Raw genomic sequence first — 13,462 nt, 5'->3', positions numbered from 1 at the left:
CGGAGCATCCGTCGAGCGCGTCAAAACCGCTTCGCTACCTCTCCCGGACCGTGCCCCCGCCCAGCCCCTCCCACTCGACTCTGTATCCGAGCCGCGAGAGGACCGCGCTGGCGTCGTCGAGCCCGTACTCCGAAAGCACCGTCTCGGCCTCGGACAGTGTCATCCCGGCCTCGATTTCGTCGGCCATACCCCTCAGCACGGCAGGCCGAACGAGGGTTCGACCGACCAGCTCGTGGGCCGGGAACGACGTGCCGTCGAGGGCAGAGTCGCTGACGCCGTGGCGCTCGGCCAGGTCGTCGAGCGTGATGGCGTCGTCGTCTGGGTCGAGTTCGTCGGGGAGGTCCGCGGCGGCCTCGGCGGCGAGGTCGTCCTCGTAGCGCCGGAGCGCGGCGCGAACGTCCTTGAGCCGCACGGTCCCGGAGTACGGGATCGCGCGGTGATTGCGGGCTTCGATCTCCTCGCCCACCCCGAGGCTCTCGTCGACGGCGACGAGTATCTCCACGTCCTCCAGATCGGCCAGCCGGTCGAGTTTCTTCGCGACGTACTCGGGCGTCCAAAAGCCCATGATCTCGAAGAAGACCCGGAAGTCGGCGTGCCGGTAGTCGAACGCGAAGTCGGGGACGACGACGTGGGCACCCGCTGCGAGCGGTTCCGGTTCACGGACCAGTTCCCAGTCGAGATCCAGCGACTGGAACCGGGTGGCGAAGTCGGCCTCGACGCCGCTGTCGAAGGTCATCTCGGTCACGGGGTCGGCGTCGGGCACCGACACGTCCGCGTCGGTCAGCGTCATCTCGCGCTCGGTCCCGCGGTCGTCGACGGTCGCAGTGAGGGTCCACTCGGCGGTACCGGCGACCGTCCGGAGCAGGCGGGCGAAGCGCGTGCCGTAGCGACGGGTCGCGCGAAAGAGCGCGTCGGGGCCGGTGACGACGACCTCGCGGCCCTCGTCTGTCCGGCGAATCTCGTACATCAGCCGGAGTCGCTTGACCGCCGAGACGACGGTCGTGGGATCGGACGAGCGCACCCGCACCTCGGTGGCGTCGAACAGCGCGGTCTGGGCCAGCGAGAGGTTGTACTGGGCCACCAGATCGGCGGGCTCCCAGCGAACCTGCAGGTCGGCCAGAACCTGCTCGCACTCGCGGTCGGCGTACAGCGACGCCTCGACCGCATCGGGCGAGCAGTCGAGACGGTCGGCCGCGGTCGCGAGCGCCTGCTCGCGCGCCTCGCTCGTGACCACACCGGACGGTGCGGCCCCGAAGGCGGCCTCGCGGGCACGCCCTGGATCGACGGGTGCGCGCGTCTCGAAGGTCGCCTCCCGTTCGAGGAGTTTGGCGAAGCCACGGACGAGTTTGAACTCGGACGCCTCGCGTTCGAGGTCGGTGAGCGCGTCCGACAGGCTCGTTCGGGACTGGTCGACGTGGCCCTGATAGACGCCGATCACGCGGGCCGCCAGCGCCTCGTCGTCGGCGTCGGCGAAGCGAGGCTGGTAGCCGCCACCGGCCCGGGACACCCGGAGCAGGTCCTTCGTCAGCACGGTCCGAGGTGGGCGACCGAGCGATAAAAAGCCCCGCAGTGAGAGAGAAGATTCATGCCTCGCCGCTGTCGAGCGATCTGTATGCATCGCCGACAGGTCCTGTGTGCGCTCGTGGTGGTCGTCGCCCTCACCGCGGGCTGTATGAACACGCCGCGGCCGACGCTCCAGCCCCAGTCCGGTGTTGTCGACGCCGACGGTGGTGACGATCAGCCGGTCGACACGCCGGAGCCCGACCGCTTCTCCGTTCCCACCTGGGACACCCGCGCCGGTGACAACACCACGATCATCGACATGGCGGTGCGGAACGAGGCCGACCGGCGGCGGGGCGTTCGGGTGACCATCACCCGAGAGGTGGGCAACCGGACCGTCGAGGGATCGACCGATCTCGTCCTGGACGCGAACCAGACGGCGTCCACGGAAGTCGTCCTCGACGTGTCCTACGAGACATTCTGGGAGGGCTCGAATCTGGACTTCGATCTCGAAGAACGGTCGGTCGGGGCCTAACGCCGCCGCCGCGCGACCCGTTCTTCGGCCGTCTCCTCGCTGACGATCTCGTAGAGGAGCGCCCGCCCGGGGCCGGACCCTTCGTCGTCCTCATCCCCACCGCGTTCGCCTTTCGGCCGGAGGATCCGACCGAGTCGCTGTGTGAACTCACGCTCGCTGCCACTCCCCGAGAGGACGACCGCCACGTTTGCGTCGGGCACGTCGATGCCCTCGTTGAGGACGTTCGCGGTCACGACCGTCGAGTACGTTCCCTCGCGAAACCGCGACAGGATCTCTCGGCGCTCGTCGGCGGCCGTCTCGCCAGTGATCGCCGGCACGAGAAAGCGTTCGGAGAGGCGATAGACGAGATCGGTGTGTGCGGTGAAGACGATCACGCGATCCTCGCGGTGGCGGTCGAGGATGCTCGCCAGTTCCTCGACCTTGCGGTCGGCGTTCATCATGATCTCGCGGGCGCGCTGTTTGGCCAGCAAGGCCTCCCGCGCTCTGGGGTCGGTCCCCGAGCGCTTGACGAGTTCCTGGTAGTCGCTCCCGCTCCGGAGTTCGATGCTCGACTGGGCGAGGTAGTCGGTGAAGGTGCCCTGGTGGCGTTCGTAGGCCTCGCGTTCGTCGGCGGTGAGCGCGACTTCGATCCGTTTCAGGTCGTACTCGGCGAGGTGGTCGCCTGCGAGGTCGTCGGCGTCGAGCCGGTAGACGACCGGCCCGACGAGGCCTTCGATCACGTCGTGTGCGCCGTCGGGGCGCTCGAAGGTGGCGGTCAACCCGAGGCGAGCGGGGGCAGCGAACAGGCGACCGATATCGCGGTACCCCTCGCCGCCGAGGTGGTGGACCTCGTCGAGTACGAGCAGGCCGAACTGGTCGCCCACGTCGTCGGCCCGGAGGTACGCCGAGTCGTAGGTCGCGACCGTCAGGGGCTCGGCGACCTGCTCCCCGCCACCGAATTGGCCCACCGAGACGTCGAACTCCCGCTGTAGTTCCTCGCGCCACTGTTCCAGCAGGTCGATGGTCGGCACGACCACGAGCGTCGGCACGCCGAGTCGTTCGATGGCGTCGATGCCGATGACTGTTTTCCCGCTCCCGGTCGGGAGTTCGACGACGCCACGGGGTGCGGGCTGGCTCTCTGCTCCACTATCTGCAGTGTCGTCCGTCTCCAGCCAGGCATCCAGCGCCGCCCGCTGGTACTCGCGGAGTTCGTAGGCGGACCCCAGATCGAGCGGCTGGAGATCGAGGACGCGATCCGCGTACTCGACGCCGCGCTCGTCGAGCGCCCGCCGGATTTCGTGGTACTGGACGGCCGGAGCGCGCCCGGTCCGGGAGCGCTGGTCGCGCTCGACGCCGGGCAACCCCGTCGGCACGTCCCCGGCCAGTCGGACCGTCCCGTCCTCGAAGGTCAGCGTCAGCACGGCCGCGCCTACGTCGGGACCCGGAAAGAACCCACCGCCTGGCACAGCGAACTGCCGCGCTGGCCTCACGCGCGCCGAAATCGACAAATGTTGCCGACTCGTAGTCGGACGTATGCCCTGGGTCGATCCGCACGAGACGGACCCCACGCAGTGGGCCGGGGACGCGGCAACGGACCGATCCTGTACGTCGGTCTACGAGCGGGCGCTGGAGACGGGGCGGCCCTTCGAGCGGACCGACAAACTCGTCTTGCAGGGGCCGTCGGTGGCCGACGAGTTTCGAACCCGGGGGTACGAGCGGGCGCGGACCGACTACCACCTCGCGGTCGAGACCGACGGGCGGGTGAAACTGCTCGCCCGGGGGCACCTCTGGGGTGGTGACGAGCCACACCAGCGGTTCCGCGCACAGTACCGGCGGGAGGGCGAACCGACCGAGACGGTGCCGTTCGACGAGTATCTGACCTGGACACGCTACCAGTACGGGACCATCGACGTCGAGGGCGGACGGCTCACGTTCGAGGCCGAGAGCGACCGACAGGAGCGGATGCGGCGACTCGACTGGGCGGACCTGTACGCGCCCGACCGGTTGCGGCTGGCCGAACTCGAACTGGTCCGCAATCCCGCGCTGGCACGATACGTCCTCGGGGACCGAGATGACTGGCGCGACGTAGCGGACGCACTGCGGTACAATCCCGAGGCGTTCGCGGTTCGGCCCTGAGGCGGGCCGTCCGGGTGCGGGCGATGGATTTCTGAACCCTTTTACCCATCGCGGGGCACTGTACGCACATGAGTGAGCAGGACGCCTCCGGAACGGACGACGCCGACGAGCCGGCAGCCGACGACGCGGCGGACCTATCCTCCGACGACGAGGCGTCCGCCGCCGAGACGACGGCCGACGAGTGGGACTCGCTCGACGACGTGGCCGAGGACGGCGAGAGCGACGCCAGCGAGTCGTTCGAGGCCGGCGAGGACCTGCTCGACCGCGTCGCCGCGACCGACGACGAACAGGTGGCAAACGAGATCGCGTCGCTCCGGATGCGCGTCGATTCCCTCGAATCGGAACTGGAGACCCGTGAGAACGAGGCCGAGGAGCTCGAATCCAAGCTCGCCCGGACGAAAGCGGACTTCCAGAACTACAAAAAGCGGATGAAAAAGCGCCGCGAGGAGGAGAAACAGCGGGCCACCGAGGACCTGGTCGAGCGCCTGCTCGACGTGCGGGACAATCTGAAACGCGCCCTCGAACAGGACGAGGACGCCGACATCCGCGACGGGATCGAGGCGACGCTCCGCCAGTTCGACGAGGAACTGCAACAGGAGAACGTCGAGACGATCGAACCCGAACCGGGCCAGGAGGTCGATCCCCAGCGTCACGAGGTTCTGCTCCGGGTCGAGTCCGACCAGCCCGCCGGCACCATCGCCGAGGTTCACCGGCCGGGGTACGAGATGGCCGAGAAGGTCATTCGCACGGCGCAGGTCACCGTCAGCGAGGAGTGACTGGCCGGCCGCGGTGTCGGTGACTGATAGCCGCTCCGCCACGCTCCGGGCTGATTGCGGTACGTAATATATCTCCCGGTCACTGCCCGTCGCTGTGAGCTAAAACGCCGGAAGCAGTTGGGAGCGGTCGGGTTCGTCCCTCTCCAATCTAGCAACTTTTAACCGATTCAGACCGGTAGGTGGGGACAACAATGGCGAGCAACAAGATTCTCGGTATCGACCTCGGTACCACCAACAGCGCCTTCGCGGTGATGGAGGGGGGCGACCCGGAGATTATCGTCAACAGTGAGGGTGACCGCACGACACCCTCTATCGTCGCGTTCACCGAGGACGGCGAGCAACTCGTCGGGAAACCGGCGAAGAACCAGGCCGTCCAGAACCCGGAGAACACGATCCAGTCCATCAAGCGCCACATGGGCGAAGACGGGTACACCGTCGAGATGGACGGCGAGGAGTACACGCCGGAACAGGTCTCGGCGATGACCCTCCAGAAGATCAAACGCGACGCCGAAGAGTACCTCGGCGACGAGATCGAGAAGGCCGTCATCACGGTCCCCGCGTACTTCAGCGACCGCCAGCGCCAGGCCACGAAAGACGCCGGCGAGATCGCCGGCTTCGAGGTCGACCGGATCATCAACGAGCCGACCGCGGCCTCGATGGCCTACGGGCTGGACGACGAGTCCGACCAGACGGTACTGGTCTACGACCTCGGCGGCGGGACCTTCGACGTCTCTATTCTCGATCTCGGCGGCGGCGTCTACGAGGTCGTCGCCACCAACGGCGACAACGAACTCGGCGGCGACGACTGGGACGAGGCCATCATCGACTACCTGGCCGACGAGTTCGAGGCCGAACACGGCATCGACCTTCGCGAGGACCGCCAGGCCCTCCAGCGGCTGACCGAGGCCGCCGAGGAGGCCAAGATCGAACTCTCGAATCGGAAGGAGACCACCGTCAACCTCCCCTTCATCGCGGCCGACGACGACGGCCCGAAGGACCTCGAACAGAAGATCACGCGCGCGAAGTTCGAGTCCCTGACCGAGGACCTGGTCGAGCGGACGGTCGGCCCGACCGAGCAGGCGCTGGAAGACGCCGGCTACTCCAAGAGCGACATCGACGAGGTCCTGCTGGTCGGCGGTTCGACCCGGATGCCGATGATCCAGGAGAAAGTCGAGGAGCTGGCGGGCCAGGAGCCCAAAAAGAACGTCAACCCCGACGAGGCGGTCGCGCTGGGCGCGGCGATCCAGGGCGGCGTCCTCTCCGGCGACGTGGACGACATCGTCCTGCTGGACGTGACCCCGCTCTCGCTGGGCATCGAGGTCAAGGGTGGCCTGTTCGAGCGACTGATCGAGAAGAACACGACCATCCCGACCGAGGAGTCGAAGATCTTCACCACAGCGGCGGACAACCAGACATCCGTGCAGGTCCGGGTGTTCCAAGGCGAACGCGAGATGGCCGAGGAGAACGAACTGCTCGGCGAGTTCCAGCTGACGGGCATCCCGCCCGCGCCCGCGGGGACGCCCCAGATCGAGGTCGGGTTCAACATCGACGAGAACGGGATCGTCAACGTCGAGGCCGAGGACAAGGGCTCGGGCAACGCCGAGTCGATCACCATCGAGGGCGGTGCCGGCCTCAGCGACGAGCAGATCGAGGAGATGCAGGAAGAAGCCGAGGAACACGCCGAGGAAGACCAGAAGCGCCGTGACTTCGTGGAGGCGCGCAACGAGGCCGAATCGGCCATCCAGCGCGCGGAGAAACTGCTGGACGAGAACGAAGACGAGGTCGACGACGAACTCGAGAGCGACATCGAGGCCGAGATCGACCGCGTGCAGGAGGCCCTCGAGGAGTACGAGAACGTCGACAGCGACGAGCTGGAGACGGCCTCGGATGCCCTCGAATCGGCGACCGAGAGTCTCTCGGAGGAACTCCAGGAGATCGGCAAGCAGATGTACCAGCAGCAGGCCCAGCAGGCCGCGGGCGGTGCCGGCCCCGGCGGCGCTGGCGCGGCCGGTGCCGGTGCGGGTCCCGGTGGTGCCGGACCTGGCGGTGCCGGTCCCGGTGCGGGTGCCGAGCCCGGCGACGAGGAGTACGTCGACGCGGACTTCGAGGACGTCGACGACGACGAGGAGTCGTCTTCCTGAGCCCGCCAGCAATCGGAGATCTCTGGGGACGTTGAGGAAGACGAGGGCTGAAATGACGAGTCTTCGTCAGCACGGCAGAGCGAAGCTCTGACGGCGTCTCGAAACGTGAGCGAGGCGAACTCTTCGAGTTAGACGGGGCGACCGGAGAGTGCTTTCTGAGGGCGACGACGAGTAACGCGAGTCGTCGTCTTCGACACGTCGGCGCTTCGCGCTGATAGGTCTCGGATCGACCGGAATCCGCCCTTCCGAACATGATCGGTCGGCGAGAGATGGCGTGACAAGCAGGGCCGAAACCGTCGGCGATGACGGGGTCGTCGTCCGGATCGGGTGGTTATAAAACGAGACACATATGCAGTAACACATTTTTGTGTGTCAGAACCCGAGTTCCGCACGAGACGATGGACGAACGGGGGACGATGCCCAGAGTTGTGTCCTGGTTGGTGGCGGTGCTGAAGTGGTGTCTCTACTGCGGCGGTATCGCCGTGGTCGGTGGTGGGATCGTCTTCGTGTTGACGGCGGCCTGGCTCGGGCTGCCGGTGCGGGAAGTCGTTCGGGAGACACCGGTGTTCGGTGCGGTCTCGCCGTCGCTGGTGGCGGTCGGCATACTGTTGGGGGCGGTGGTGATCGTCGCCGACGCGGATCTGCGGTCGTGAGTGGCGCGGCCGCTGGCAGGCCGAGTTGCCGACCCGTTCTTTTCAAGTATCTCAACCGAATAGGGTGAGACAACGAATGAGCGAGGATTTCTACGACGTGCTTGGGGTGTCGCGAGACGCCAGCGAGGACGAGATCAAGCAGGCCTATCGGGAGAAGGCACGGGAGTACCATCCCGACGTGAGCGACGACCCGAACGCCGAAGAGAAGTTCAAGAAAGCCAAGACGGCAAAGGAGGTCCTGACCGACGAGGAAAAACGGCAGGCCTACGACCGGATGGGCCACGAGCGGTTCGAGCAGGCCCAGAAACAGGGCGGGTTCAGCGGTGGTGGCGGCGGTGCACGCGGCCAGCGCGGTGCCGGCGGCGACCCGTTCGGGCAGGGTGGTCCCTTCGGGGACATGGGCGACATCTTCGAGCAGTTCTTCGGCGGTGGTGGCGGTCGGGGCGGTGCCCGACAGGGAACCGACCTCCGGACGGAACTCTCGGTCACTCTCGAAGAGGCCGCTAGCGGCGTCGAGAAACAGCTCGCCATCACCCGCCCGGAGAACTGTCCCGACTGTCACGGCGACGGACATCCCCCCGACAGCGACTCCCGGACCTGTCCCGAGTGTGAGGGTCGTGGCCAGGTCACCCGTGTCCAGCAGACGCCGATGGGGCGAGTCCAGCAGACGACGACCTGCCGGCGCTGTGAGGGAGCGGGGACGCTCTACAGTGAGACCTGCGACACCTGTCGCGGGAAAGGCCAGGTCCGCAACGAGGTGACGCTGTCGGTGGAGGTCCCGGCCGGGATCCAGAGCGGTCAGACACTCCGGATGGAGGGCGAAGGGGCACCTGGCGAAGGCGGTGGGCCCAGCGGTGACCTGCTGATCGAGGTGTCCATCGAGGACCATCCCGAGTTCGACCGGGAGAGTGAGGACCTCTATCACGAGTACGCCATCTCCTTCCCGCAGGCGGTGTTCGGCGACACGGTCGAGGTGTCGACGCTCGACGGGTCCGTCGAACTCGAGATTCCCAAACACACCCAGAGCGGTGAGGTATTCAGGCTAGACGGGAAGGGAATGCCGAAACTCCGGGGTCGCGGGAACGGCGACCTGTTCGTGCGGGTCCGGGTCGTCACGCCGGAGAGCCTGAACGACGAGCAACGCGAGGCGCTGGAGGCGTTCGCCGAGGCCGGTGGCGAGGAAGTCGACGTCGAACAGGGCTTTTTCGAGCGGCTGAAAAACAGTTTCTGAGCCACCGGTCCCCGGCCGATCCGCTCGGAGCCCAATCGACTGATAGTTCCGTCACAATCAGACTTAATATTATGAGGTATATAACTACAAGCGGCGCGGGGTCGGTATCGGTCACTCGACCGCTATTGGTTACCCCACCCCTTCCCCCCTTGGCGGCCTCGCGCCGTTTTTCGCTTTCACGAAATTTGTCCTGGGGAGTCCGTCGGATCTGGAAGCCCGAAATCGACGTGGCCCGACCTGTGGCAGACGACTTAAGCGGACACGGCGGTTACGACCGGTATGGACGTGATCGGCGATCTCGTCGCGCGCGAGCGTCGGGTGAAAGAACCGCTGGTGTACGGCGACGGGGCACAGCCATACACCGCACACAAGTTCTGTACCGACGCCTGGAAGACGGCGAGCCTGTTCCGGTACCACGGCGTGGGTCCCGAGCGTGGCGTCGCCGTCGCAGCCGACCCGGCACCGCAACCGCTGCTTTCGTTTTTCGGCGCGGCACTTCTGGGCGCGCCCGTCCGATTCGGCCTGCCTCCCGAGGGAGACCCGCGGGTAGTCATCGGTCCCGCCGGGGAGATCGAGGGACTGACCGTCGAACCCGGCACCAAACGCGTGGTCTACGGCGACGAACCGTCGGCCCCTGACGTGATCCACTTCGAGCGGGACATCTGGAGCGAGAACCCGACGATGCCGCCGGACACGGTGACGCCGGATCAGCCCGCGCTCCTGACGGCCGACCGGACCTACACCCACGCGGACCTGCTGACCGCTGCCGAGCGCGTCGTCGACGAGCGGGCCCTGACCGACGACGACGCCGTGGCGGTCCGTGCGTCGCTCGCTCGCCCGGGGACGCTCGTCGCGGGCGTCCTCGCACCCCTGCAGGTCGGTGCGTCGGTCCTGCTGGCCGAGACCGGGCCGGAGCCGACGGTGGTCGTGGGCGGTGACGGGTCGTCGGGTCTCGACCCGGACGGCGTCCTCGACTGAGGATCACTCGGCCGATGTCGGTCGCACGGGGTCCGCGGGCTGTTCGTCGGTGACGAGTTCGATTCGGGCCCCACCCGACTCCGAGTCGGTGACGCGCACGTCCCAGCCGTGCCCGGCGGCGATGTCAGTGACCACGGACAGTCCGAGGCCGGTCCCGTCACCGCTCGTCGAGAAGCCGTCTTCGAGGACGCGCTCGTGGTCGTCGGTCGGGATCCCGTCGCCGGTGTCGGCGACGAAGATGCCCGTCGCTTCGCCGTCGGTGAACGCTCCGACCTGGACCGTCAGGTCCGAGCCGCACCGGTCGGCGTCGGTTGGCTCTGGTCGGTTACCCGTCGGGCCGTGTTCGATACTGTTGCGAAAGAGATTCTCGAAGGCCTGTAAGAGCTGTGACCGGTCCGCGCGGATCGTCTCGTCGGTCGTCACGCTCAGGGCCGCGTCGCCGGAGTCGATATGGTCCCAGGCTTCCCGTGCGAGATCGTCGACGGCGACGGGTTCGCGGGTCAGGTCGTCGTCGCCGCGGGTCAGTGCGAGCACGTCGTCGATGATTTCGCCCATCCGGTCGGCGCTCTCGACGATGGCGTCGAGATGTGGGTCCACGTCGTCGGCCTCGCGGGCGACCTCGGCCCGACCGCTGATGACGCTCAGCGGGTTCCGGAGGTCGTGCGAGACGACGCTGGCGAACCGTTCGAGCCGTTCGTTCTGCCGTTCGAGTTCCTGTTCGCGCTCGATCCGGTCGGTTACGTCCCGGACGATGATGGTCTGGCCGACGTGACGGTCGCGCGCGTCGTTCAGCGGAAACGCCTCGATCTCGTAGTAACGGCCGTCCAGGCCCGCCTCGAACTGCACTTCCTCGCCGAGGTCGGCGACGGCGACGTAGTAGTTGCGAACCGTCGGGTAGTCGGCGAGGACCTCCTCCACGTGTTTCCCGACGACCCGCTCGTCGGGATCGAGTCGGAAGAACCGCCGTCCCATGGGGTTGATGTCGACGAGTCGGCCCTGGTTGTCGACGGTGAACACGCCGGCGCTGAGGTCGTCGATGACGCGGTGGCGACCGACCGGCACGAGGTCGAGCAACTGCGCCCGGAAGACCGCCCAGACCAGCGCACCGCCGGTGACGGCGAAGGCGATGGGCGTCACCCCGGCCGGGACCAGTCCGGCAGTCCTGAGGACGTGCCCGATCCAAGGGACACCGGTCGCGACGAGGATCGCCCCGGTCTGGTAGCGGTAGGTCGCGGCGGCGTCGACGGCGAAGCCCAGCAGCATGACCGTCCCCGCGGCGAGCAGCGCGTAGTTGTAGATTGTGTTCGCGACGAATCCGGGTGCGGGTTCGATCAGGAACCCCGTCGGTCGCGCCACATCGAGACCGCCCACGTCGAAGAAGAGGCCGTGGAGCGGGTTCGTAAACGCGACGACGGTGGCTGCGACGGGGACGACCGACAGTGCCAGCAGGTACCGGCGCCGCACCCACTCCTCACGGTTGGTGTACTCCAGTACGAACACGAAGAAGCCGGCGACCACCAGGTTCGAACCGGGTACGACGAACCGGTTCGCCGCCAGAGCCACCGGGGAGCCACGCGTCACCGTCGCGACGAGCAGGGCCCCGATCCAGACGAGTCCGCCGACCATGGTGGCACACAGCGGCAGTGCGCCGATCCGCTCGCGATTCTGCCAGGTGTAGGACGCAAGCAGGGCCGACAGTCCCCCGGCGAGAACGAGCGCCGCCTGAAACAGCGGAAGCCAGGGGGACATACCAGATGCCGACTCGGGAATCAGGGTAAGTCTTCCTCCTCGATTCTCAGATGTTGTAACTATCGGGCGTCCTCGATAGCTTCCAGCGCCGCGGGGTTCTCGATGCTACTCATGTCACCCAGGTCCTCACCCTCGTAGGTGGCTTCGACCGCGCGGCGGATGATCTTGCCCGACTGGGTCTTGGGGAACTCGTCGACGAACAGCACCTCCCGGGGGCGGAACGGCTTGCCGAGTTCCTCGCCGACCTGCTCGCGGATCTCCTCACGGAGGTCGTCCGTCTCGTCGACGCCGTCTTCCATGATCACGTAGAGGACGACGGCGGTGCCGGTGGTGTCGTCGTCGGCCCCGATGGCGGCGGCCTGGTTGACCGCGTCGTGGTCCATCGCCGCACCCTCGACCTCGGCGGGGCCAACTTTGCGGCCGGCCACGTTCAGCGCGTCGTCGGCCCGGCCGTGGAGGAACCAGAAGCCGTCTTCGTCTTTCTGGGCCCAGTCGCCGTGGTCCCACAGGTCGTCCCAGGTCGACCAGTACTCGTTGAGATAGCGCTCGTCGCCGCTCCAGAGTGATTTGGTCATCGAGGGACAGGAGTCACGCGCGACCAGATACCCCCGTTCGTGGGTGTCGGCGATGGACTCGCCGTCCGAGTCCACGATGTCGATGTCCATGCCGAGTCCGGGCCCACCGAGGGTGCAGGGCTTGAGGTCGTTGATCGGCATGGGCATCAGGAAACAACCACAGATCTCGGTTCCGCCGGAGATGTTGATGATGGGGGTGTCGCCGCCGCCGATGGTCTCGTGGAACCACTGCCAGGACTCGGGGTCCCAGGGTTCGCCCGTCGAGCCCAGCAGACGCAGGCTGGAGAGGTCGTGGCCCTCGACCCACTCGTCGCCCTGCTTGCGGAGCGCGCGGATCGCGGTCGGGGAGATGCCGAACTGGGTGAGGTCGTGGCGGTCGATCATCTCCCAGAATCGGTCGGGTTCGGGGTAGTCGGGTGCGCCCTCGTACATGAAGATGGTCCCGCCGAAGGTGTGGTTCCCGATCAGGGTCCAGGGCCCCATCATCCAGCCGATATCCGAGACCCAGAAGAAGCGGTCGGCGGGTTGCAGGTCGAACCCGAAGTACAGTTCCTTGGCGGTCTGGGTCTGGACGCCGGCGTGGGTGTGGACGATGCCTTTCGGTTTGCCGGTGGTCCCCGACGAATACAGCAGCATCGACTCCTGGTCGCTGGGGAGCGATTTGGTGTCGTAGTCGTCGGACTGGGTGGCGACGGCGTCGGCCCACCACTCGTCGCGGCCCTCTGTCATCGGAATCGAGAGGTCCGTGTCCGGATCGCTCGCTCCGAGTCGGTCGTAGACGATCACCGACTCCACGTCGGTGTCGGCCTGTGCGATGGCCTCGTCGGTGGTTTCCTTGAGCGTGATCGGATCGCCCCGCCGGAGGAAGCCGTCGCCGGTCACCAGGACCGAACACTCTGGGTCCTCAATCCGGGTGGCGGTGGCGTCGACGCCGAAGCCCGAGAAGATGGGGACGGCGATGGCACCGATCTTGAAACAGCCGTAGAGGATCGAGACGACCTCGGGGACCATCGGCATGTACAGTCCCACGGTGTCGCCGGTCTCGATGCCCCGCTGTTCGAGGGCGTTGGCGACCTGGTTGGCCTGGCGGTGAAGTTCGTGGTAGGTGACTTCCCGAACCGTCCCGTCTTCGCCCTCCCAGATGGTGGCGACCTTGTTCCGGCGCTCGTTGTCGGGGGCGGCGTGGCGGTCGACCACGTTGTGGGCGAT

11 protein-coding genes are annotated in these 13,462 nt (G+C 67.0%); 7 read left to right on the top strand and 4 right to left on the bottom strand.

Going from position 1 to position 13,462, the window contains the following annotated elements:
- Positions 1 to 34: 34 nt before the first annotated feature.
- Positions 35 to 1,531 (bottom strand): DUF790 family protein, encoded by a 1,497-nt coding sequence (locus MU521_RS02295; protein WP_092694904.1) that lies wholly within the window; start codon positions 1,529 to 1,531, stop codon positions 35 to 37.
- 81 nt (positions 1,532 to 1,612) lie between these two features.
- Between MU521_RS02295 and MU521_RS02290 the strand changes: the two genes are divergently transcribed.
- A complete protein-coding gene (locus MU521_RS02290; RefSeq protein WP_092694902.1) occupies positions 1,613 to 2,035 on the top strand; it encodes a hypothetical protein in 423 nt (140 codons plus the stop codon).
- On the opposite strand, the gene MU521_RS02285 is transcribed toward MU521_RS02290, so the two are convergent.
- Positions 2,032 to 3,435: a DEAD/DEAH box helicase family protein gene (locus tag MU521_RS02285; RefSeq protein WP_092694900.1), complete on the bottom strand. Its 1,404-nt coding sequence runs from the start codon at positions 3,433 to 3,435 to the stop codon at positions 2,032 to 2,034. The genes MU521_RS02290 and MU521_RS02285 overlap by 4 nt on opposite strands.
- Positions 3,436 to 3,547: 112 nt before the next feature.
- On the opposite strand from MU521_RS02285, the gene MU521_RS02280 reads away from it, so the two are divergent.
- From MU521_RS02280 to MU521_RS02255, 6 genes are all read left to right on the top strand, one after another.
- Entirely contained in the window at positions 3,548 to 4,150 is a 603-nt protein-coding gene (locus tag MU521_RS02280; protein ID WP_092694898.1) for a hypothetical protein, read from the top strand.
- A gap of 68 nt (positions 4,151 to 4,218) precedes the next feature.
- Entirely contained in the window at positions 4,219 to 4,926 is a 708-nt protein-coding gene (locus MU521_RS02275) for a nucleotide exchange factor GrpE (protein WP_092694896.1), read from the top strand.
- Between the two features lie 191 nt (positions 4,927 to 5,117).
- Positions 5,118 to 7,067: a molecular chaperone DnaK gene (dnaK, locus tag MU521_RS02270; RefSeq protein WP_092694894.1), complete on the top strand. Its 1,950-nt coding sequence runs from the start codon at positions 5,118 to 5,120 to the stop codon at positions 7,065 to 7,067.
- A gap of 398 nt (positions 7,068 to 7,465) precedes the next feature.
- The gene (locus MU521_RS02265) at positions 7,466 to 7,720 is read left to right on the top strand and encodes a hypothetical protein (RefSeq protein WP_092694892.1); all 255 of its coding nucleotides are present in this window, start codon (positions 7,466 to 7,468) and stop codon (positions 7,718 to 7,720) included.
- A 76-nt stretch (positions 7,721 to 7,796) separates the two neighbouring features.
- Positions 7,797 to 8,951 (top strand): molecular chaperone DnaJ, encoded by a 1,155-nt coding sequence (dnaJ, locus tag MU521_RS02260; RefSeq protein ID WP_092694890.1) that lies wholly within the window; start codon positions 7,797 to 7,799, stop codon positions 8,949 to 8,951.
- Positions 8,952 to 9,230: 279 nt separating this feature from the next.
- Positions 9,231 to 9,929 (top strand): class I adenylate-forming enzyme family protein, encoded by a 699-nt coding sequence (locus MU521_RS02255; protein WP_092694888.1) that lies wholly within the window; start codon positions 9,231 to 9,233, stop codon positions 9,927 to 9,929.
- Positions 9,930 to 9,932: 3 nt separating this feature from the next.
- On the opposite strand, the gene MU521_RS02250 is transcribed toward MU521_RS02255, so the two are convergent.
- Positions 9,933 to 11,678: a histidine kinase N-terminal 7TM domain-containing protein gene (locus tag MU521_RS02250; RefSeq protein WP_092694886.1), complete on the bottom strand. Its 1,746-nt coding sequence runs from the start codon at positions 11,676 to 11,678 to the stop codon at positions 9,933 to 9,935.
- Between the two features lie 59 nt (positions 11,679 to 11,737).
- Positions 11,738 to 13,462, bottom strand: a 1,725-nt coding sequence (locus MU521_RS02245; protein WP_250864786.1) for an acetate--CoA ligase, incomplete at its 5' end; no start/stop codon positions are given.

It is taken from the genome of Halorientalis regularis (assembly GCF_023698535.1).
GTDB classification, from domain to species: Archaea; Halobacteriota; Halobacteria; order Halobacteriales; family Haloarculaceae; genus Halorientalis; species Halorientalis regularis.
Note: the sequence above shows the minus strand (reverse complement) of the source record. Positions and strands in the feature narration are given on the sequence as shown.